Origin of the sequence: Paenibacillus guangzhouensis, from assembly GCF_009363075.1 — a bacterium.
Taxonomy (GTDB): domain Bacteria; phylum Bacillota; class Bacilli; order Paenibacillales; family Paenibacillaceae; genus Paenibacillus_K; species Paenibacillus_K guangzhouensis.
Genome location: NZ_CP045293.1, coordinates 1,193,064 through 1,214,454 on the forward strand (window position 1 = coordinate 1,193,064; position 21,391 = coordinate 1,214,454).

The following is a 21,391-nucleotide window of genomic DNA, read 5'->3' on the forward strand; positions in this document are numbered from 1 at the left end:
TTATCATTCTAATTGCGAGTCACAACTAAAGGAGTGGGCGAGCTTGATTAGTCAATTGTCTTGGAAAATCGGGGGACAACAAGGGGAAGGCGTAGAGAGTACAGACCGTATTTTCTCCACAGCATTAAATCGATTAGGATATTACTTATATGGATACCGTCATTTTTCTTCCCGGATTAAAGGTGGACACACGAACAATAAGATTAGAATCAGTACGAAACCGATTCGTGCAATTTCGGATGACCTGGATATACTCGTTGCTTTTGACCAAGAAAGTATTGACTTAAATGCACATGAATTGAGACCTGGTGGCGTCGTTGTTGCCGATGCGAAATTCAATCCAACGCTTCCTGAAGGTATTAACGCTAAATTATTCCCTGTACCGATCACGGCAATCGCTGATGAACTAGGTACATCTCTAATGAAGAACATGGTTGCTTCTGGCGCGTCTTGGGCTCTGCTCGGACTTCCGTTAGAAGTATTTAATAAAGCAGTAGAAGAAGAATTCGGCCGTAAAGGCGCAGCAGTCGTTGAGAAGAACGTTGAAGCGGTTCGTCGCGGTTCTGAATTCGTATTAGAGCTTGCAGGTGGCCCACTTGAAGAGTTCAAGCTTCAACCAGCAGATGGCGAACAGAAGCTGTTCATGATCGGTAACGATGCGATGGCACTTGGTGCACTCGCTGCAGGATGCCGATTCATGCCGGCCTACCCGATCACACCAGCTTCGGAAGTCATGGAATATTTGATCAAGAAGCTTCCTAAATTCGGCGGTACCGTAATTCAGACGGAAGATGAAATCGCAGCGATTACGATGGCGATTGGTGCGAACTTCGCTGGAGCGCGTTCGATGACAGCTTCTGCAGGTCCTGGACTTTCTTTGATGATGGAAGCGATCGGCCTAGCAGGGATGACGGAGACACCTGTAGTTATCGTGGATACGCAGCGCGGCGGTCCAAGTACGGGTCTTCCAACGAAGCAGGAGCAAAGTGATATCAATGCGATGATTTACGGTACACATGGTGAGATTCCGAAGATCGTGCTTGCACCTAGCTCGATTGAAGAATGCTTCTACGATATGATTGAAGCGTTCAACTTGGCTGAGAAATATCAATGCCCAGTTATCGTATTGACGGACTTGCAGCTATCGCTTGGTAAACAATCCTGCGAAGAGCTTGATTACAACAAGATCGTAATTGATCGTGGTAATTTGGTTCGCAACGCACCTGAACTTGAACCGAACCAACTGTTCAAACGTTACGAGTTCACGGAAGACGGCATTTCACCTCGGGTACTGCCAGGTGAGAAGTATGGTATTCACCACGTAACAGGCGTTGAGCATGACGAGACTGGTCGTCCATCGGAGAGCGCGGTTAACCGTAAGAAGATGATGGATAAGCGTCTTGGCAAAATGGACAATATTAAAGTAACGAACCCAATTCATGTGGATGCGCCGCATGAAGAACCAGACTTGTTGATCGTAAGCATGAGCTCAACAGGTGGCACAGTAGATGAAGCAAGAGCACGACTGGAAGCGCAAGGTTTGACAACGAACCATATTACTGTTCGCTTGTTATATCCATTCCCTACAGAACAATTCGCTCCTTATGCGGAGAAAGCGAAGAAAATTATCGTTCTAGAGAACAATGCTACAGCACAGCTTGCTTCGCAGATTAAATTGAATGTTGGTCATGCGGACAAAATCGAAAGTGTCTTGAAATACGACGGTAATCCATTCCTGCCTTCGATTGTCTACAATGCATGTAAGGAGTTGGTATAACGATGGCAACTTTTAAAGAGTTTCGTAACAATGTTAAACCGAACTGGTGCCCAGGATGCGGCGACTTCTCGATCCAAGCGGCGATTCAAAGAGCGGCAGCCAATGTTGGTCTTGAACCAGAGAACTTAGCTGTAATTTCCGGTATCGGATGTTCGGGCCGGATTTCAGGATATATTAACGCATATGGTCTTCACGGGATTCATGGTCGCGCATTGCCAATCGCCCAAGGTGTGAAGATGGCCAATCGTGAACTTACAGTTATTGCTTCCGGCGGTGACGGTGACGGATTTGCAATCGGTATGGGTCACACGGTCCACGCGATTCGTCGTAACATTAACATGACTTACATCGTTATGGACAATCAAATTTATGGACTAACGAAAGGGCAGACATCTCCTCGTAGTGCGGAAGGTTTCAAGACAAAGAGTACACCAGATGGTTCGATCGAATCAACGCTGTCTCCGCTTGAAATTGCTCTCTCTGCTGGAGCTACATTCGTCGCTCAATCGTTCTCGAGTGATTTGAAGCAATTGACGACATTGATCGAAGAAGGCATCAAGCATGAAGGCTTCTCGTTAATTAACGTATTCAGCCCATGCGTAACCTTCAACAAAATCAATACGTATGACTGGTTCAAAGAGAATATCGTAAATCTAGAGACCATTCCAGATTACGATTCATCGAACCGCATTCAAGCGATGACCAAATTGATGGAGACTGGCGGAATGTTAACGGGCTTGATCTATCAAGACAAATCAAGAAAATCTTATGAAGACATGGTTGTTGGATTCCACCAAGAAGGTATCGCGAACCAAGATATCCAAATTTCGGAAGCGGATTTCAGCAAACTTGTGGCAGAATTCAAATAATTCCACGAAAGACGTACGGAATGTGCCGTACGTCTTTTGATTTTTTGAGACAAGGGTGTATAATAGGTATGCTTCTGAAATAGGTTTACAACTTAGAGAGAAAACTAAAGAGGTGGAGAACATGAAAAAAGAAGTACCTGTCGGTGTATCAGCACGTCATATTCACTTATCCCAAGAACATATCGAGCAATTGTTCGGTAAGGGCTATCAATTAACAGAATTCAAGCCATTGTCTCAACCAGGTCAGTTCGCAGCGAACGAGACGGTTGAAGTCGTTGGACCAAAAGGCTCCTTCGGCAAGGTCCGTATTCTAGGTCCTGCACGCAAAGCTACACAATTAGAAATTTCTCGTACGGATTCATTTGCGATTGGTATTAAAGCGCCTGTACGTGAATCTGGCGACACAGAAGGCACGCCTGGCATGATTATTAAAGGGCCAGCGGGCGAAGTGGAGACAAGCGATGGTGTCATCGTTGCAGCGCGTCACATTCACTTCCATACTTCGGATGCTGAGAAATGGGGCATTCAAGATAAGCAGCAATTAAAAGTTCGTCTTGGTGGAGAGCGTGGACTTGTCCTTGAGCATGTCATTGCACGTGTATCCGATCAATTTGCATTAGATATGCACATCGATACGGATGAAGCGAATGCAGCGGGTGCCAAAACTGGCGATTCTGCTGAAATTATTGATTAATATAAATGAACATAGATGAAGAGAGTGCGTTGCACTCTCTTTTTTCATGCATTGGAAATGGATAATTTTTCTTGGTGTTTTCTCATCTCATTTTCATCTTTCTCTTTTACAATAACTTAACAGAAAGGATGGAATGAAATGACGGAAATGATTGCTAATCTTGATTATCAAGTGTTTCAATGGTTAAATGATTTTGCAGGGAGAGATACTTTTCTAAATGAAGTTATGCGTTTTTTTGCTGAACGTGCAGAATATATTATGATTGCTGGCATTATTCTGTATTGGTTCACGCGTACCCGAGATAATCGGATGATGGCTATACAATCATTGATTGCAACGGCTGTCGGATTTGGGACGAGCGCGCTAATCGCTCACTTCTTCTACAGAGATCGACCATTTGTGGACCATGTTGTCTATCAATTGGTCCCGCATGCCGCCAATGCGTCATTCCCAAGTGATCATGCAACAGCTGCGTTTGCGATAGCAATGACGTTCTATATCGTTCGCAAGAGGGAAGGGAACGTGTGGCTTGTATTCGCAGCGCTAATCGCGATATCGCGTGTATGGACAGGCGTACATTATCCTATCGATATTCTGGCAGGAGCATGCTTAGGGATGGTCACAGCATGGGTGGTGCATCGGGTATGCCAGAACTGGACATTCGCCAACCGCGTATTACAAGCTTGCATAGAGATGTACGAGAGAGTGGAGTGCAAGATTCTCCCGAAGAAGCAGACGCGTGAAATGTAATGAGTGAACAGGAGAGGAATGGATTCGATGCGAAAGGTACTCGTGATCGAAGATGAACGTCATTTGGCGCGTTTTATCGAGCTGGAGCTTAACCATGAGTCCTTCGACGTCCACATCAGCTACGATGGGAGAACAGGATTAGAGGAAGCGCTAAGCAAGGAATGGGACGTTATTTTACTCGATGTCATGCTTCCAGGGCTGAATGGGATGGAGGTGTGCCGTCAAATACGGCAGGTGAAATCTACACCTATTATCATGATTACGGCAAGAGACGGCGTTACAGATCGCGTAAGCGGTCTAGATCTTGGTGCGGATGATTATATTCCCAAACCGTTCGCAATTGAAGAATTACTAGCGAGGATTCGTTCTCTTCTAAGACGAGTTGAAGATCACAGAGGAGCTTCAAGTTCGATTCTGACGTTTCATAATCTGCAGGTGGATTTAGACGGGCGTGAAGTTCAGATCGATGGAAGACTCCTAGAACTAACCAAGCGAGAATATGATTTGTTGGTCATTTTCATGCAAAATATTAACCGCGTACTGACGCGCGAAGTGCTGCTCGATTCGGTCTGGGGCTATGATACGGAAGTGGAGACGAATGTGGTTGATGTCTATGTGCGCTACTTGCGCTTGAAATTAAAAAGTCTGGGTGAAGAAAATGTCATTCATACGGTCCGCGGCAGTGGATATGTGATGCGTGCATGAGAGAGTGGAGACAGTATCTATCCCGATTGCCACTGCGATGGAAGCTAACGATTTGGTCGGCGGTTGTATTATTTAGCTTGTTCATCATCTATGCTGGGGTCCATTATTTTGTCATGAATCAATGGCTTGTTCGGCAATCGGAGCAGAGCATCCGCAAAGATATGAGTCAACTTCGGATGTATCTGGAGGAGAAGCGGGTATCGACGCCGGCTGATTTTCTCGACAGTCGCCGATTTATGGAGCAATTAAGCGAGACAGATCAGCTTATTCGTATTGTAAATGAGCAGGGCAAATCCATTGTTGTCGTATCTGATGGCGTGAATGAGAATTGGATCATTCCTCAGATGGTCGAAGCAACGGAACTTAAATATGTCACGCAAGGCGATGATCATTTCATCATCTTACGCAGTCCCTATATCACGAGTCAATTTCGTGGCACGATCGAAATTATTAATAGCCTGGAAGCCTTCGATGAGCTAGGCCGGCAAATTATGATTACCGCGTTTATTGGGGTGATCGTCGCCATTCTGATGAGCGTGCTAGGTGGCTGGATCCTCTCCCGTCAATTGTTGAAGCCCGTACAATCCATGGCGAAGACGATGCGGAGAATCAAGCGGAATGGGATGCAGGAACGAGTCGCAACGACGGAGTCGAAGGATGAAATATCAGACTTGTCCATGATGTTCAACGCGATGATGGATGATCTCGAAGCTTCTTTCTTGCAGCAGAAACAATTCGTCGAGGATGCTTCTCATGAATTGAAGACACCGATTGCCATTCTGGAAGGGCATCTCTCTCTCTTAAATCGTTGGGGCAAGTCGGATCCCGATATTTTGAATGAATCGCTGCAGGTCTCGCTGCAAGAAGTTGTACGTCTGAAGGGGATCGTACAGGAATTGATTGACCTGACTCGCGCCGATGCGATGAAGCTTCATACGGTGGAACCGATTGAGGTCATGGAGCATATCCAGAATATCGTTCATCGCGTCTCCGTGATCCATCATGATTTCCGCTTTGTTCAGAATCTGGAGAAACTACATGACATTGAAATTGAAATCGCTCCATTTCACTTTGAGCAGATTCTGTTGATTCTATTGGATAATGCCATGAAATACTCGGAACAGTTCAAGGAGATTCACATCATTGGAGAAATTCAATACAATTGGGCCAAAATCCAAGTCATCGATCAGGGGATCGGGATTCCAGCAGAGGACATTCCTCATGTCTTCGACCGCTTCTATCGGGTTGACAAAGCAAGGTCAAGAGAGAGCGGCGGTGTAGGTCTGGGTCTATCGATTGCGCGTCGCCTCGTTGATGCATACCATGGGGAAATAACGATAGAACCTGGTGGAGAGCGGGGCATATGCGTAACATTGCAATTCCCAATCTTGACCAAATGATAGCGGATGTTCCCGGAAGACAATCGCATGACCATCTATCTCATCACCTGTATCGATCGCGATGCAGGTGATTTTTCTATCCTTGCATGATATAATTAAAAATTGGATTCATGAGATGACAATGATGATTTCTGTATAGAGGGAAGTGGATCAATTTTGACTGAGCAGAATAACAAATCCAAAGACTATGCGAAATATTTTGACTTTACAACAGCCAAAGTGGTTAAACAAGAAGAAGGAAAAACGACGTACCGCATCAACGGCCGTGAAATATCCGTCAATTCTGCACCGAATCATCGTGAAGAGAAACAAAGAGGGAAAGAGGATATTCAAGTTCACTATGATGCAGGCATTCCAGATGAACTGAAAACCCTCGGCAAAGGAAAACATTATATTATTTATACATTCGGCTGCCAGATGAACGAACATGACACAGAGACGATGAAAGGTATGCTGGAAGAAATGGGCTACCAGAGCACCGAAGATCGCAAGCTCGCCGATATTATTCTCCTGAATACCTGTGCCATTCGCGAGAATGCTGAAGATAAAGTATTCGGTGAATTAGGCCATCTGAAGCACCTGAAGACCGAGAGACCGGGATTGCTGCTCGGTGTATGCGGTTGCATGTCGCAGGAGGAATCTGTCGTTCATCGCATTATGGCGAAGCATGGCTTCGTTGATATGATTTTCGGAACCCATAACATTCATCGCTTGCCTTACTTGATTCAGGATGCGCTCTTTAGTAAGGAAATGGTCGTTGAGGTATGGTCCAAAGAAGGCGACATCATCGAGAACTTGCCGAAGAAGCGCGAAGGCATGCGTGCATGGGTGAACATTATGTATGGGTGCGATAAATTCTGTACATATTGTATCGTACCGTTTACGCGCGGAAAGGAACGTAGCCGCCGTCCTGAGGACGTGATCGCAGAAGTGCGGGATCTGGCCAGACAAGGTTTTAAAGAGATTACGCTGCTCGGTCAGAATGTTAACGCCTATGGCAAAGATTTTACAGATATGACGTATACCTTCGCCAACTTGATGGATGATATGAACAAAATCGATATTCCACGCATTCGGTTCATGACGTCCCATCCGCGTGACTTTGATGATCATTTGATTGAGGTGTTAGCGAAACGCGGCAACTTGGTAGAGCATATCCACCTTCCTGTTCAATCAGGAAGTACGCAAATGCTTAAAATCATGAGTCGCAAATATACGAGAGAACAGTACTTGGAGTTGGTTCGTAAAATCAAGCAAGCAATTCCGGATGTCGTGCTCACGACGGATATTATCGTCGGGTTCCCAGGGGAGACGGACGAGCAGTTCGAAGACACGTTATCTCTTGTGCAAGAAGTGGGTTATGACTCAGCCTATACCTTCATCTATTCTCCGCGCGTAGGAACGCCAGCGGCCTCAATGGATGATAATGTGCCGATGGACGTGAAGAAGGAGCGCTTGCAGCGCTTGAATGACTCGATTAAGCAGTCGAGCCGTCAAATTCATGACCAGATGGTGGGTCAGGTTGTTGAGGTGTTAGTCGAGGGCGAGAGCAAGAACAACGCTAACATGTTATCGGGACGTACACGTACGAATAAGTTGATTCATTTTGAAGGGCCTAGAGAGCTCATCGAGACCTTTGTACATGTAAAAGTTACCGATTCGTTCACATGGTTTATGAAAGGAGAACTTGTCACCGAGCAAGTCCCTATGTAAAATAGTCTCATGTCCAGATTTATTGGCAAAGAATGGAGAGATAACGATGAGCCATGATCATCATGATCATTCGCATGAAGAGAATCAGATTCCTAAATTTGAAGTACGAGATCTCATCGTACGTGAAGATATTATGTCCAAAGCGAAAGAACTTGCAGACTTGATCTACACCTCCGAAGAAGTGAAGATGTATCAACAAGCGGAGAAGACGATTAACACGAATGAACGTATTCAAACGTTGATCGCATCCATGAAGAAGAAACAGAAAGAAATCGTAGCATTCGAGAGATTTCAGAATGCATCCATGGTCAGCAAGATTGAGCAAGAAATCGATGATCTTCAAGAAGAGCTCGATAACATTCCTATCGTGTCCGAGTTTCAGCAGAGTCAGAGTGATCTGAACTATTTGCTGCAGATGATCATGACTGCGATCCGTGACACGGTATCGGAGAAGCTGATTGTTGAAGAAGGCAAAGATGTACCCGCATCCAAATGCGGTGAATAATAGCGAAGAGCTGCTTCCTACGCTTCCATGCGTATGTGCAGCTCTTTTTTATGTAGGGCATCCATAATTATGGGATTAAGAGAATCTTCCCCGTTGTCTGACGGCTTTCCATTCGTTGGTGTGCGAGAGGAGCTTCTTCAAGTGAATACCGTTCTCCAATTTGAATCTTCAATTGTCCGTTCTCGAATAGCCGGAAGACTTGTGCTGCCGTTTCTTGCAGCAGTTCGGGGCGTTCCTTTCTTGTGGTTCCGAAGCTGAATCCAAGCACGGACCGGCAGCTGGCATGAAGATTTCCGGTATCGACAGTACTGTATTGACCACTCGCGTTCCCGCAGATGACAAGACGTCCATAGAGAGCGAGACAAGCAGCACTCTTCGCTGTAACGTCGCCCCCAATCGAATCGATGACGATATCTACCCCTCTGCTATTGGTCAACGAGTTCACCTGTTCAGCAAAGTCAGGGTCATCGTGTAAAATAACGTCATTCGCACCGGCTTGAATAGCAGCTGGAATTTTCTCGGGATGACCGACTGTGCCGATAATCCGCCCCGCACCTAACGCTTTTGCAATTTGAATAACGGTTGTTCCTACGCCGCCTGTGGCTGCATGAACGAGAACAGATTCACCGCCCTGCAGTCGCGCCACGTGAGCAAGGAGCTGATACGCTAAAAAGGATACGATGCCAAAGGCTCCCGCTGTCTCTAGCGTCATTCTATCTGGAATCGCGAATACTAATTTCTCATCCGCCACGACAAATTCCGCGTAAGAGCCGTCATGTGGAAATGCGATGACACGCTGCCCGATATGGAACCCATGAACATCTTCCCCGATTTGTTCCACAATGCCCGCTGCCTCAAGACCAAGCAGGCGAGGGAGTTTTCCTTGATTTTTCTTGCCGTTTCTTGCTTTGATATCTGCAAAATTGACACATGTTGCGGATACACGGATGAGTAGTTGATTCGCCCGAATTGACGGTACTTCCACATCGACATATTTCATATGCTCAGTGGATCCGAATTGCTCGAGTAATACGGCTTTCATGAAATTCTCCCCTTTATAAGTTTCATTATATGCAACACAGTTTCATTAGTTTCTATTTTACAATGATTTGTGCCAATAATAAATCGTTATTTTACAAGAAATTGCATCTACAAAATCTTAATAATCCATTGACATGATGTTAACAATCGTTGCCTATAGTTAAGTGGCTAACATATTGAAGTTATGGAGGATACACGATGCAACCTTATTTACAACTCGCACAAATCCATAAAAAATTTGGATCATTTACTTCGCTGAAAGGCATTGATTTGCATATTAATAGTCATGAATTTGTATGTCTGCTTGGACCTAGCGGATGCGGTAAGACGACGCTGCTGCGGATTATTGCAGGGCTCGAGACTGCGACGAGAGGGTCCATTACACTCGCAGGAAAAGATATTACCCGGATGCCGGCAGGACAGCGCAATTTTGCGATGATGTTCCAATCCTATGCGCTGTTCCCGAACCTAACCGCTTATGAGAATATCGCTTATGGCTTGTACACGAAGAAGTTATCACGGGCAGAAGTTAAGAAGCGGGTAGAGGAAGTTCTTGACCTCGTGAATCTAACTGCGCTCGCGGGTCATTATCCGGGACAATGCTCCGGCGGTCAACAGCAGCGGATTGCACTTGCACGTGCGCTTGCAATGGCTCCGGATGTGCTGCTGCTGGATGAACCGTTATCAGCACTCGATGCGAAGGTGCGCGATAAGCTCCGTCGGGAGATCCGTAATCTGCACGAGAAATGCGGCATGACAACGATCATGGTTACACACGATCAAGAAGAAGCGCTCACGATGGCAGACAAGATTGTAGTCATGAACAATGCGGAGATTGTGCAGATCGGAACGCCGCAGGAAGTATACGAGCGGCCGAATAGTCCGTTTGTTGCTGATTTTATCGGTGCAATCAACTTCATGGGGGATGATTTGAAACGCGATCTTCACTCGCAAGATCAACAATCCTCAGCGATACGTCCGGAACATATTCACCTTGGTGCATTCGCGCACGATGAAGGCGGAGACATGCAATATGGCAAAATTCATAATATCGAATTTCGTGGATCGTTCTACCGTGTCACGTTGCAATGGATGGATGATCAAAGACATGCTAACCCACGCTTTGTGATGATCGATATCTCTACAGAACAGTCTAAGGGTCTTCAATTAACCAAAGAGCAGATTATTCCTTTTAGTCTTCCAAAAGAGCGCATCATAACGTTCCAGCCTGAGAGCCCGTTATTGGCGCATGTGTAGGAGGATTCAACGTGAAGTGGAATGAGAATTTACAACGACTGTTATTACTTCTAATCGCGATTATACTTGGATGTAGTATTCTGCTTCCGCTAGGCAGTTTATTTGAGAAAGCTTTTATGAACGAGCAAGGGCAATGGATTGGTGTCTCGAACCTGCTCAATTATATGAAATCTCCCGCACTGCTTGAATCGCTTGGGCATACGATGTATGTCTCTATCATCAGTACTGTGATTTCGGTTGGGCTGGCGTTTATTTATGCGTATGGCATTGTGCGTACACCGATGAGGGGGAAGACATTTTTCCGGTATGCTGCGATGCTGCCGTTATTTGCCCCTTCGATGTTCTTCGGACTCGCGCTCACCTTTATGTTCGGGAATCAAGGGTTTATCACAACAGGATTTTTCGGGCATTTGCCTTTTGGCATCGATATTCATCTCTATGGATCGGTCGGAATCATCATCTCGGAAGTGGTATATACGTTCCCACAAACCTTTTTGATTCTTGTCGTTGCCTTATCGATGTCAGATTATCGTCTATATGAAGCGGCGGAAATGCTCGGCGCGAACCCAATGCGTAAGTTCTGGACGGTCACGTTGCCGGGAACGAAGTACGGACTCATCAGTGCCTTTTTCGTGTGCTTCACACTTGCCTTTACCGATTTCGGCGCACCGAAGATTGTAGGCGGACAATATAATGTGCTTGCGACGGATATGTACAAGTATGTCATTGGTCAACAGAACATGACCATGGGTGCGACGGTCGGACTTGTCCTCATCGTGCCGGCATGTTTAGCGTTTATTGTCGATCGGTACTTAGATCGTAAGCAGAAGAATGCAGTTAGCGCGAAGTCCGTTCCTTATCGGTTGGAGTCTCGTGTATGGAGAGATCGGTTCTACACTATTTATTGCGCGGTCATCTCAGGCGCGATACTTGTCTTATTGCTTACAGTAATATTTGGCGCTTTTGCGAAGCTCTGGCCTTATAACCTATCGCTCACATTAGACCATTTTGATTTTACGAAAGTTGCAGGAGGAACCGGGTTGGAACCATTCTGGAACAGTATCAAAGTGGCGATTTTGACAGCGGTAATCGGAACATTTGTTACGTATATCACGGCTTATGCGGTAGAGAAAATTAATCACTGGAAATTTGTCCGTCAGATCAGTTATTTTCTCGCGATACTTCCATTAGCCCTTCCAGGGTTAGTGTTGGGTCTTGCATACATCTTCTTCTTTAATGACCGAGCGAACCCATTGCACGGCATGTATGGGACCATCTGGATTCTTGTGCTCGTCAACATTGTCCATTTCTTCTCCGTTTCCTTTATTACGGCGACAACAGCGCTCAAGAAACTGGATTCCGAGTTTGAGAAGGCATCGGATTCGATGGGTGTTCCATTCTATCGCACCTTATTCCGGGTCACGATTCCAATTACGCTGCCAGCCATGATGGAAATGGGCATTTATTTCTTTATCAACTCCATGGTGACGATTTCGGCTGTTGTCTTCCTGTATGCGCCGGATCTCAAGCTAGCTTCTGTGATGATTGTCAATATGGATGATGCGGGCGATATTGCTCCAGCCTCTGCCATGTCCATTTTGCTCGTCGCAACAAGTGTACTCGTCCGCATTCTCTATGAATGGGCAACATCAGCGATGCGCAAGCGTGCTGCGAAGTGGCAATCCAGAACGAATGATAAGCAAGATCTTGGTGCAATGAAGCTTCAATAACAACAAGGATTCATTTTTGAGAAAAGGCATTCAGACCGAAAGGGGTTTGAATGTCTTTTTTGCGTTTATTAGCAAATTTCTCTAAGTATCTTTTGTGAATCATGATATTTTGCCATGCAGCGACGTATATATTGAAGAATGACAGAAGGGAGTGGACAGGAGATGGATGTGTGGGTTGTCTGGTTGATCATCGCAGGGATATTGCTTATTGCTGAAATGATGTCTTTCACGTTTTACATGTTATGGCTCGCGATCGGTGCGCTGGCTGGTCTGGTTGTTGCATTGGTCGTGCCAGAATCATCGCTATTATTTCAAGTCATTGTTGCTGCTGCGGTCGCTGTTCTACTTACAATCTTCACGAAGCCTCTGACCCACAAACTTCGCAAATCTCGTGGTTTTCAAGATGCTGTGGATCAATTGATAGGGAAGAAAGGAATCGTGACGGAGCCAATTGAGCACGGTCAGATGGGGATTGTCAGAGTGGATAGTGAATACTGGAGCGCAACCGCGAGCGCGACGCTGAAGCGGGATGCAGAAGTTAGAGTGCTGCGCCGAAGCAGTACTATTCTAGAAGTTGAACCTTGGGGAGGCGATTCGTAATATGGAGTGGATCATTACCGTTGTTATCCTGGTGGTCGTCGTTGTCTTTATCGCACTTACAGTAAAGATTGTGCCGCAGCAGCGTGTGGGTGTCGTGGAACGACTTGGTAAATTCAACCGATTACTAACACCAGGGATCAATATCCTCATTCCGATTATCGATCATGTTCGGACGTATCACGATTTACGTATTCAACAAGCGAATGTTCCGCCGCAGACGGTCATCACGAAGGACAATGTGCAGGTGCAGATCGACACCATTATTTTCTACCAAGTGGTTGGACCTGAGCATGCGACATACGGTATTTCTGATTATGTCTATGGTGTACGCAATATTACAACAGCGACCATGCGTCAAATTATAGGGAAGCTGGAGCTCGATGAGACGTTATCAGGCCGGGAGAAAATATCGACAGAAATCCGTATTGCGCTTGATGAAGCGACGGAAAAGTGGGGCGTCCGCATTGAACGTGTTGAAGTGATTGACATTAAGCCGCCGCTCGATATTCAAGAGTCAATGGATAAGCAGATGAAGGCGGAGCGGAATAAACGCGCGATCGTGCTAGAGGCTGAAGCTGCGAAGCAGGATATGATTCTTCGTGCTGAAGGGGATAAGCAGAGTAAGATCTTAAAGGCCGAAGGGGATAAAGAAGCGCGCATACGCGAAGCAGAAGGCTTAAGACAGGCGCAAGAACTCGAAGCACAGGGTCGTGCCAAAGCGATCCAAGCCGTGGCGGAAGCGGAAAAGACAAGGATTGAGCTGATTGCTTCATCGGGCCTGAATGAGAACATCCTTGCCTACCGCTCGTTCGAAGCGCTCACAGACGTTGCGAATGGAACGGCGAATAAAGTGTTCATCCCAACAAGTGCTGTGGAGAGTCTCGGCAGTATCGGTGCAATCGGTGAGGTGTTCCGAGCGAAGAAATCCGAATAGAAGCTGGAAATCGAAGAAAGATAAGCTAAGCGAATATGCGAGGCTTATTTTTTTTGTGATACAATAGAACGAATGATTGACAAATGATTTTAATATGTCATAATAATAATATCAAAAATACAATAATAAATCGGGGCGAGATCGATGGATTCGACACAGAACCAGCCATATAATGTGGGGAAATATCGGACACCAGATGGTGCTCCGGCAGATATCGTGATATTTACGATTACACGGACAGAGAAGCAGACAGCCAAGAAGTCATTGCCCTATCGAGAATTGATGGTATTACTTATCCGGCGCAAGCGTTGGCCATTTGCAGGAAGCTGGGCTTTACCCGGCGGCTTTGGCCGCGAATCCGAGACTTTATTTGACACGGCACGGCGCGAATTGATGGAAGAGACCGGCGTAGCGGACGTCCATTTGGATTACTTAAATGTCTACAGTAAGCCAGGGCGCGATCCACGGGGATGGATGATCTCCCATGCGTTCTTCGCACTCGTCAATGAGAAGTGGCTTGAGAAGCGTAAAGCTGAGGACGACGCCGAAGATGTGAAATTATTCACGGTATCGGAAGCGTTGAACGAGTTGGAGTTAGCTTTTGACCACCGTGAAATTATAGCAGATGCGTACCGCAAAATTCAACAACAGATGCTCGTAACGACGATCGCGAAGGAATTTTTGCCTGAATTGTTTACATTGAGCGAGCTGTATCAAGTGATTCAGACTGTTGTACCGGATTTCAAGGAGACGAATTTTATTCGCAAAATAACTTCCACGCAGAGTCGCAAAGGAATTATTCAAGTCGCATGTGATGAATCAGGCGAAAAGCTGTATTCGAATCAATATTCTCAGCGGCCTGCACAGTTATATCGATTCACAGATTATGTACCGGAAGTGTCGATCTATACATAATGCCAAGAGGAGTGATGAAGTATGGAAGCACTGATTGTCATTGATTATACGATTGATTTTGTGAATGGACAATTACCCGTAGGGGAGCCTGCCGTCGCGATTGAACCTCGAATTCTATCCCTCACCGAAGAGTTCGCTGATCGAGGAGATTTCGTCGTGATGGCCGTAGATTTACATGATGAACAGGATGTGAACCATCCGGAACACAAACTGTTCCCGCCCCATAACATACGGGGCACGGAAGGTCGTCATTTATACGGCGGTCTGCAAGCTTTGTATCAATCGCGGCAAGATGAGATCTATTGGATGGATAAAACGCGCTATAGCGCCTTCTGCGGTACGGATTTAGAGCTTCAATTACGTACAAGAGGCATCGAAGAGCTCCATCTGGTCGGTGTATGTACAGATATTTGCGTCTTGCATACCGCAGTTGATGCTTACAATAAAGGATTTCGAATCATCGTCCATCAAGACGCCGTTGCGAGCTTTAATGCACAAGGTCATGAATGGGCGTTAGGACATTTTGCTAACACTTTAGGAGCACAGGTCGTATGAGCAACGTGCACATGAGGAGATGAACAGAATATGAACGCTGAAGCGATGGCTCTGCATACCGATAAATACCAAATTAATATGATGTACGCCCATTGGGTGAACGGCACACATAACCAAATGGCCGTATTCGATGCATACTTCCGTAAGCTTCCTTTTGGCAATGGTTTTGCCGTATTTGCAGGACTGGAACGAATCGTTGATTATATTAAACAACTTCACTTCGATGAAGATGCGATTCAATACTTGGCTGAACAAGAAGAGCAGTATGACCCGCGATTCTTGGAGGAACTTCGTCAGCTGCGGTTCACAGGCAACTTGCATGCTGTCAAAGAAGGGACGCTCGTATTTCCGAATGAACCGCTTATTCGCGTCGAAGCTCGATTGTTCGAAGCACAATTAATCGAGACGGCAATGCTGAATTTCATGAACTTCCAGACGTTGATTGCGACGAAGGCCGCAAGAATTCGACAAGTCGTCGGCAAAGACATCTTGCTGGAATTCGGAACGCGGAGAGCGCAAGAAGCAGACGCTGCCGTATGGGGGGCGCGCGCAGCATTTATTGGCGGATTCGACGCAACTTCGAACATGCTCGCAGGGCAACAATTCGGCATTCCCACCAAAGGAACGCATGCCCACGCGTGGGTTCAGAGCTTCGATACCGAAGAAGAAGCGTTCGAGAAATTTGCGCAGGCGCTGCCAAATCAAGTCAGTCTGCTCGTGGATACGTATGATACGCTGAAAAGCGGCGTTCCACATGCGATCGAACTCGGGAAGAAATTAGCGCAAAAGGGAAAACGACTGCAATCCATTCGACTGGATAGCGGCGATATTGCCTATCTTTCGATTCATGCACGGGAGATGCTCGATGAAGCGGGATTAACCGAGGTTAAAATCGTCGCGTCGAATGATCTGGATGAGAACACGATTTCGGATCTGAAAGCGCAAGGCGCGAAAGTCGACATTTGGGGAGTCGGGACACAGCTGATTACAGCAGCTGACCAGCCGGCGCTCGGTGGCGTATACAAAATTGTAGCGCTAGAGCGTGATGGTGAATACCATCCGACAATCAAAATTTCCGGGAATCCGGAGAAAGTGACAACCCCGGGTAAAAAGGATGTCTATCGCATCATTGACCCGAATCGCGGCAAAGCGCTTGCAGATTACATCTGTTTAAGTGAAGAAGATGAAGTACAACAAGGGGCGCGGATTAAGCTATTTGATCCATTGCATCCTTATCTGCATCGTCATGTTCAGGATTATGAGACGCAGGTGATGTTAACGCCAATCTTCGTGGCAGGTGAACAGGTTTATGAGTTGCCGAGTCTGGGAGAGATTCGTGCATATCATAAAGATCAGCTTCAGCTATTCTGGCCTCAGTATCTACGGAAGATGAACCCGCATGTCTATCATGTAGATTTAAGTCTAGCCACGTGGGAGATGAAACGGAAGCTGCTTGAGGAGCATATGCAGGAATTGAATTAATTCGGTGTCACCAAAATACCACCTACTCGTTGTGACGACGAGAGGGTGGTATTTTTCATAATAAATATAGGGAACCCTTTTCTATTTTTCTATGGACCAATATTTCCCATTCAGATAAAATTGAGAGCGTATTACATTTCTGAAGGTAGAAAGGATCGTTCTCGTGAATTGTTTTTATCATGCTGAAAGTGAGGCATCGGTTCAATGTCATCAATGTCATCTTCATCTCTGTGACAAATGCCATGATGCAGAATATCCGGGCCGCTGCTATTCCTGTGCATTACAATATCGCAATGGTTCGATTCAACTTGAGGGTGAGGCGCGTCATGAAAATAGGGCAGGAATCTTTCGGAAAATAATAGGTTGGTATGAAATGGTTGGCGGGATCGTTGGGATCATGATAACATTTGGGCTTTTGTTGCGTATAAACTTGCTCAATAATCTCGTCCTGACGATGATTTTCTCGATCTTTGTTGCGTTATTTCTTATGTCGTGTCTCGCTGGATACCTGCTCTTACAAGATAAGAAGAGCGGCTATTACTTATCTTTAATCGTTCAAGCGATTCAATTTCCTCAGTTTGTAGTTCAAGGGGTTGCCTATACTTTTATCGCTGGATCTCAATTCACAATCCAATGGATGCATGGTTTAAATACAGCGTTTAATGCAAAGTTTGGCTTATTTAGTGAGTTTAACTTCTTTATTCAATCTGGTTATCCGATTACGCTTATAGGGATTAACTTCGTGCCAATCGTAATCATTTATGTTCTCATCAAGCAAATGAAGCAGCGAACGAAAAATGTCAGAAGTGATGTAACCTCTGAGGTGACGTTATGATTCCCAAGATGAATCTCGAGATTCGCAAGGCCACAATCGATGAGTGTGAGACCATCTTTGATCTATGGATCGGCTCTGCGAGATGGCTTCAATCCAAAGGCATCGACCAATGGAATCCGAGTCATTTCAAAATCGATCAAGTGCGGGACTGCTTTGAGCAGGGATACGAGTTGTTTCTCGCAAGGTGGAGGGATGAAGTAGTAGGCACCTGCATGATCTGTTGGTCGGATGCGTTCATTTGGAAGGAGCTGGACCATGATGATGCAGGTTATATCCATCGATTTGCGGTCAGTAGACGTCATGTGGGATTAGCCATTGGTCGTCAATTACTACAATGGGCTGAAGATTACATCCGAAGTCAAGGCAAGCACGTGGTTCGACTGGATTGCATGACGGACAATCCTAGGCTCAATCAATATTATCAGTCCTGTGGCTACGAATTTGTAAGGGTATTTCACTGGGATAATGGTTGGCGTGCGAATTTGTATGAGAAAAAACCATGATGTAGACTAGTTCAGTTGAAGTCAATAGCCCCTTCGAGTCATATGAATCCGAAGAACAGTCTGATATAATGTTCGGGGTTCATAAATTAGCTTGAAGGAGTATCAGGAATGAAAAAGTCAATGATATTTTGCATAGCACTCATCTTTACCTTGATCTTCCCAACGACGATTTTTGCCCATACGGGGTTAAAAGATTCTTCTCCTAGCAGTAAAGAGATCGTAACGACGGAATTGAAAGAAATTACGCTCAACTTCAAGACGACCATTGGTGAACTAAGTTCCTTCGAGATTCTCGATGCGTCCAAGAAGAAAGTTGAGTCTTTAAAAATTTCTGTTCATGATAAATCTATGATTGGAACATTGCCAGAAGCGCTGCCGAATGGCGAATATACGGTGAATTGGAAAATTCTCGGTGAGGACGGTCATGTGGTGAAGAAGTCTTATTCGTTCACCGTGAAGTTGCCTGAAGCTGCGAAGCAAGAGGAGAATGCAGCAAAGCCAGAAGATACTAAGACACAGGAGACGAAGCCAGCAGACGAACAGTCTGAACAAGTTGTGACGGATACAGGAGAGGATCAATCGACATCCTCCGATACTTCGGTTACAGAACCTACGAAGGAGGAGAGCAAGGCAGTAGAAGAAACATCCACCTCTAACGTCTGGTTACCAGTCGGTATTGGAGTCGTGGTGATCATCTTACTCGCAATCTTCTTCCTGAATAAGAGAAAGAATCGCAAATAGAATTGAAAAGACACATTCGTCGTTGTGACAGAATGTGTCTTTTTTGTTCACGATGAGATCGCAGCGCGGTGTTGATATAAGTCGTCTAGCTTTCGAAGTGTTGAAGTATGACTTTGCGCTATAGCGTCTGTATCCTTCAACAGGTGACCGGTCAGAATACAGACCACATGCTCACTGCGATCAATGACTTGCTGATCGATGAGTTGGCGAAGTCCCGCCATCGTGACGGCGGAAGCGGGTTCGCAGCCTAATCCCGAGGCATCGATGATCTTTTTCGCCTGCATGATCTCTTCATCACTGACGGCGGCCGTTACGCCTTGCAGCTGAGTCAGATAGCGGTAAGCTTTGCGCCAGCTCGGCGGATTCCCAATATTCAGGGCTGAAGCAATGGTAGAAGGTGATGGAACAGGTTCAAATTCCTTTGATGTTGTCCCTGCATGTTGGCGTTGTACGTATTGGTGAAAAGGACTAGCACCTTCTGCTTGTATAACTGCAATCCGTGGTAGACGATTAATTAAACCTACGTTGAATAGGTCAAAGAGCCCTTTCCCAAGCGCGGTAGCATTGCTGAGTGCACCACCCGGCACGAGAATCCAATCCGGCATATGCCACTGTAATTGGTGGGCCATCTCGAAGATGATACTCTTCTGACCTTCGATTCGCAGGGGATTCACAGAATTGCATACATAATAACCGAGAGCATCAGCTTCTTGTTCTAAATATCGAATCCCGTCATCATATGTCCCGTCAAACGTATAGACATTTGATCCGTAAGCCAGCGTCTGAATCACCTTGTTCATGGAGACGGCATGGCTAGGAACGAAGACGTGGCTGTTCGCTCCAGCCCACGAGGCATACATGGCTAGCGAGGAGGACGTATTCCCTGTGGAGGCGCAGGCAAAATGTCGGTAACCCATGGATATTCCATGAGAGACAGCTATCGTCATCCCATTGTCCTTAAATGAACCGCTTGGGTTATGATTCTGGGCTTTGAATTGCAGCCGTTCCACTCCGGCATAGCTCTGTAGACGATCATTCGCCGTATAGAGCGGGGTGTTTCCTTCCAATTTTGTTACAATGAACTCTTCTTCAATCCATGGTGCAATCAGTTCCTGGTATCGCCATACGCCACTTGCGTAGACCGACATTCGGTCTGCTAAACGTTGTTCGAATCGCATTTTTAATGCATCGGCATCCAAATGCCTAAAGTCTTGTTGAACTTCCATTAAGCCACCGCAAGCGCATGGCGATGACAGATTTGTCGCTTGATTCATCTCTCTGCATTCAGAACAGATCATCCTCATCTCGATCTTCTCCTTTGCAAACCTTCATTGTTGGTTGCTTCCTTGTGTGTATAGCTATACAATAATTCTTGATAAATGATCACACAAATATATATAAGTGAAGAAATCATAAATTCCATTTATGAATAAAAAGGGAGGTCATCATGAATCTACATGCATTACGTATTTTCCATACCGTAGCTGAGGTAGGCAGTGTCACACGTGCTGCTGATCGGCTCTGTATTAGCCAGCCAGCTGTAACAGCACAAATTCGCAAACTTGAACGTGAGCTAGAGGTCGAGCTATTGTCACCGCAGGGACGAGGAATCACACTCACCGAAGTGGGGCGGATGCTGGCAGATCGTGCGTCACAGTTGTTTGCGATGGAAGAGGATATTGAGCTCCAAGTCACATCGTATCGGCATGGAAGACGTGGAGTGCTTCGTGTGGCAGCGACGTATCTGCCAGCTAATTTTCTACTGCCGCACCTGATCGCATCGTATAAGCAGGAGTACCTGGATGTGGACATTCGAATATCGACGGTGAATTCGAGGGATGCGATTGCCATGCTTCGCGAATATGAGGTGGATATCGCGTTTATCGGGGGTGAGCAGCTGGATGATCCAGCATTGCATCGAGAAGATTGGTTCGAAGATGCTTGTTGGTTCGTCGTTCCCCAAGGACATCCTATGGCTGGAGCAGAGGTTTCCTTCGCACAAATGATGCGAGAGCCCTTTGTCATGCGTGAGCAAGGGAGCGGGATGCGGGAGAGACTGCTGACTTACTGTCAGATGTATCATGTAACGCCGCCGACGATTGCTGTTGAAATGAACGGATCCCAAGAATCCATTCGTGCTGTTATGGCTGGATGCGGGGCGATGTTCGTCTCATCACTCGAAGTGCGAGAAGAGATTGAGCGAGGACGACTTGCGCAAGTGAAGGTACCCGAGATTGAAGCTGGTAACCCGATTTCAATATACACGAGAGCCAATGAAGCGAGTCCTGTCACGGCAAGAAATCTAATTTCTCGTCTGAAAAATGAAAATGTGCTTGCAAAATTCAAATATGGTGTGTTATGGTAATACTACTTTAAGAAAAGGAG

General features: G+C 45.9%; 22 protein-coding genes. 20 read left to right on the forward strand and 2 right to left on the reverse strand.

The window, feature by feature from the left end; translation table 11 throughout:
• The first annotated feature begins 43 nt into the window (after positions 1-43).
• The 8 genes from GCU39_RS05270 (at position 44) to GCU39_RS05305 (ending at position 8,413) form a co-directional block, all read left to right on the forward strand.
• Entirely contained in the window at positions 44-1,777 is a 1,734-nt protein-coding gene (locus tag GCU39_RS05270) for a 2-oxoacid:acceptor oxidoreductase subunit alpha (protein WP_152392544.1), read from the forward strand.
• A gap of 2 nt (positions 1,778-1,779) precedes the next feature.
• Entirely contained in the window at positions 1,780-2,646 is an 867-nt protein-coding gene (locus tag GCU39_RS05275) for a 2-oxoacid:ferredoxin oxidoreductase subunit beta (RefSeq protein WP_152392545.1), read from the forward strand.
• A gap of 121 nt (positions 2,647-2,767) precedes the next feature.
• Positions 2,768-3,340, forward strand: a complete 573-nt coding sequence (pduL, locus tag GCU39_RS05280) for a phosphate propanoyltransferase (protein ID WP_152392546.1) — start codon at positions 2,768-2,770, stop codon at positions 3,338-3,340.
• A gap of 138 nt (positions 3,341-3,478) precedes the next feature.
• Positions 3,479-4,090 carry an undecaprenyl-diphosphatase gene (locus GCU39_RS05285; protein WP_227793447.1) on the forward strand — a complete coding sequence of 204 codons (612 nt, stop codon included), beginning with the start codon at positions 3,479-3,481 and terminating at the stop codon, positions 4,088-4,090.
• Positions 4,091-4,117: 27 nt separating this feature from the next.
• Positions 4,118-4,795 (forward strand): response regulator transcription factor, encoded by a 678-nt coding sequence (locus tag GCU39_RS05290; RefSeq protein ID WP_152392547.1) that lies wholly within the window; start codon positions 4,118-4,120, stop codon positions 4,793-4,795.
• On the forward strand, positions 4,792-6,195 hold the full coding sequence (locus tag GCU39_RS05295; RefSeq protein ID WP_152392548.1) for a HAMP domain-containing sensor histidine kinase: 1,404 nt from the start codon (positions 4,792-4,794) through the stop codon (positions 6,193-6,195). The genes GCU39_RS05290 and GCU39_RS05295 overlap by 4 nt, the downstream gene beginning before the upstream one ends.
• Before the next feature lie 156 nt (positions 6,196-6,351).
• Complete coding sequence (miaB, locus tag GCU39_RS05300; protein ID WP_152392549.1) at positions 6,352-7,908, forward strand: tRNA (N6-isopentenyl adenosine(37)-C2)-methylthiotransferase MiaB; 1,557 nt, start codon at positions 6,352-6,354, stop codon at positions 7,906-7,908.
• Positions 7,909-7,954: 46 nt separating this feature from the next.
• On the forward strand, positions 7,955-8,413 hold the full coding sequence (locus tag GCU39_RS05305; protein ID WP_152392550.1) for a YlbF/YmcA family competence regulator: 459 nt from the start codon (positions 7,955-7,957) through the stop codon (positions 8,411-8,413).
• 67 nt (positions 8,414-8,480) lie between these two features.
• On the opposite strand, the gene GCU39_RS05310 is transcribed toward GCU39_RS05305, so the two are convergent.
• Positions 8,481-9,455, reverse strand: a complete 975-nt coding sequence (locus GCU39_RS05310) for a quinone oxidoreductase family protein (protein ID WP_152392551.1) — start codon at positions 9,453-9,455, stop codon at positions 8,481-8,483.
• Between the two features lie 197 nt (positions 9,456-9,652).
• On the opposite strand from GCU39_RS05310, the gene GCU39_RS05315 reads away from it, so the two are divergent.
• The 11 genes from GCU39_RS05315 to GCU39_RS05365 all read left to right on the forward strand — a co-directional run bounded on the left by GCU39_RS05315 (position 9,653) and on the right by GCU39_RS05365 (position 19,006).
• Positions 9,653-10,711 (forward strand): ATP-binding cassette domain-containing protein, encoded by a 1,059-nt coding sequence (locus GCU39_RS05315; protein ID WP_152392552.1) that lies wholly within the window; start codon positions 9,653-9,655, stop codon positions 10,709-10,711.
• Positions 10,712-10,722: 11 nt separating this feature from the next.
• On the forward strand, positions 10,723-12,441 hold the full coding sequence (locus GCU39_RS05320; RefSeq protein ID WP_152392553.1) for a putative 2-aminoethylphosphonate ABC transporter permease subunit: 1,719 nt from the start codon (positions 10,723-10,725) through the stop codon (positions 12,439-12,441).
• 162 nt (positions 12,442-12,603) lie between these two features.
• Positions 12,604-13,041: an NfeD family protein gene (locus tag GCU39_RS05325; RefSeq protein ID WP_152392554.1), complete on the forward strand. Its 438-nt coding sequence runs from the start codon at positions 12,604-12,606 to the stop codon at positions 13,039-13,041.
• A gap of 1 nt (position 13,042) precedes the next feature.
• Positions 13,043-13,975 (forward strand): SPFH domain-containing protein, encoded by a 933-nt coding sequence (locus tag GCU39_RS05330; protein ID WP_152392555.1) that lies wholly within the window; start codon positions 13,043-13,045, stop codon positions 13,973-13,975.
• A gap of 144 nt (positions 13,976-14,119) precedes the next feature.
• Positions 14,120-14,890, forward strand: coding sequence for an NUDIX domain-containing protein (locus GCU39_RS05335; protein ID WP_152392556.1), 771 nt, complete (start codon positions 14,120-14,122; stop codon positions 14,888-14,890).
• Between the two features lie 21 nt (positions 14,891-14,911).
• A complete protein-coding gene (locus GCU39_RS05340; protein WP_152392557.1) occupies positions 14,912-15,445 on the forward strand; it encodes a cysteine hydrolase family protein in 534 nt (177 codons plus the stop codon).
• Between the two features lie 30 nt (positions 15,446-15,475).
• The gene (locus tag GCU39_RS05345; RefSeq protein WP_152392558.1) at positions 15,476-16,927 is read left to right on the forward strand and encodes a nicotinate phosphoribosyltransferase; all 1,452 of its coding nucleotides are present in this window, start codon (positions 15,476-15,478) and stop codon (positions 16,925-16,927) included.
• Between the two features lie 179 nt (positions 16,928-17,106).
• Positions 17,107-17,286: a hypothetical protein gene (locus tag GCU39_RS05350; protein ID WP_152392559.1), complete on the forward strand. Its 180-nt coding sequence runs from the start codon at positions 17,107-17,109 to the stop codon at positions 17,284-17,286.
• Positions 17,287-17,324: 38 nt separating this feature from the next.
• Positions 17,325-17,762, forward strand: coding sequence for a hypothetical protein (locus tag GCU39_RS05355; protein ID WP_193726773.1), 438 nt, complete (start codon positions 17,325-17,327; stop codon positions 17,760-17,762).
• On the forward strand, positions 17,759-18,265 hold the full coding sequence (locus tag GCU39_RS05360) for a GNAT family N-acetyltransferase (protein WP_152392561.1): 507 nt from the start codon (positions 17,759-17,761) through the stop codon (positions 18,263-18,265). The genes GCU39_RS05355 and GCU39_RS05360 overlap by 4 nt, the downstream gene beginning before the upstream one ends.
• A gap of 108 nt (positions 18,266-18,373) precedes the next feature.
• On the forward strand, positions 18,374-19,006 hold the full coding sequence (locus GCU39_RS05365) for a copper resistance CopC family protein (protein WP_152392562.1): 633 nt from the start codon (positions 18,374-18,376) through the stop codon (positions 19,004-19,006).
• A 47-nt stretch (positions 19,007-19,053) separates the two neighbouring features.
• Here GCU39_RS05365 and thrC read toward each other — a convergent pair whose 3' ends face one another.
• Complete coding sequence (gene thrC, locus GCU39_RS05370) at positions 19,054-20,280, reverse strand: threonine synthase (RefSeq protein ID WP_321575625.1); 1,227 nt, start codon at positions 20,278-20,280, stop codon at positions 19,054-19,056.
• A 173-nt stretch (positions 20,281-20,453) separates the two neighbouring features.
• Here thrC and GCU39_RS05375 point away from each other — a divergent pair, with 173 nt between their 5' ends.
• Positions 20,454-21,371 (forward strand): LysR family transcriptional regulator, encoded by a 918-nt coding sequence (locus GCU39_RS05375; protein ID WP_152392564.1) that lies wholly within the window; start codon positions 20,454-20,456, stop codon positions 21,369-21,371.
• Positions 21,372-21,391 lie beyond the last annotated feature (20 nt).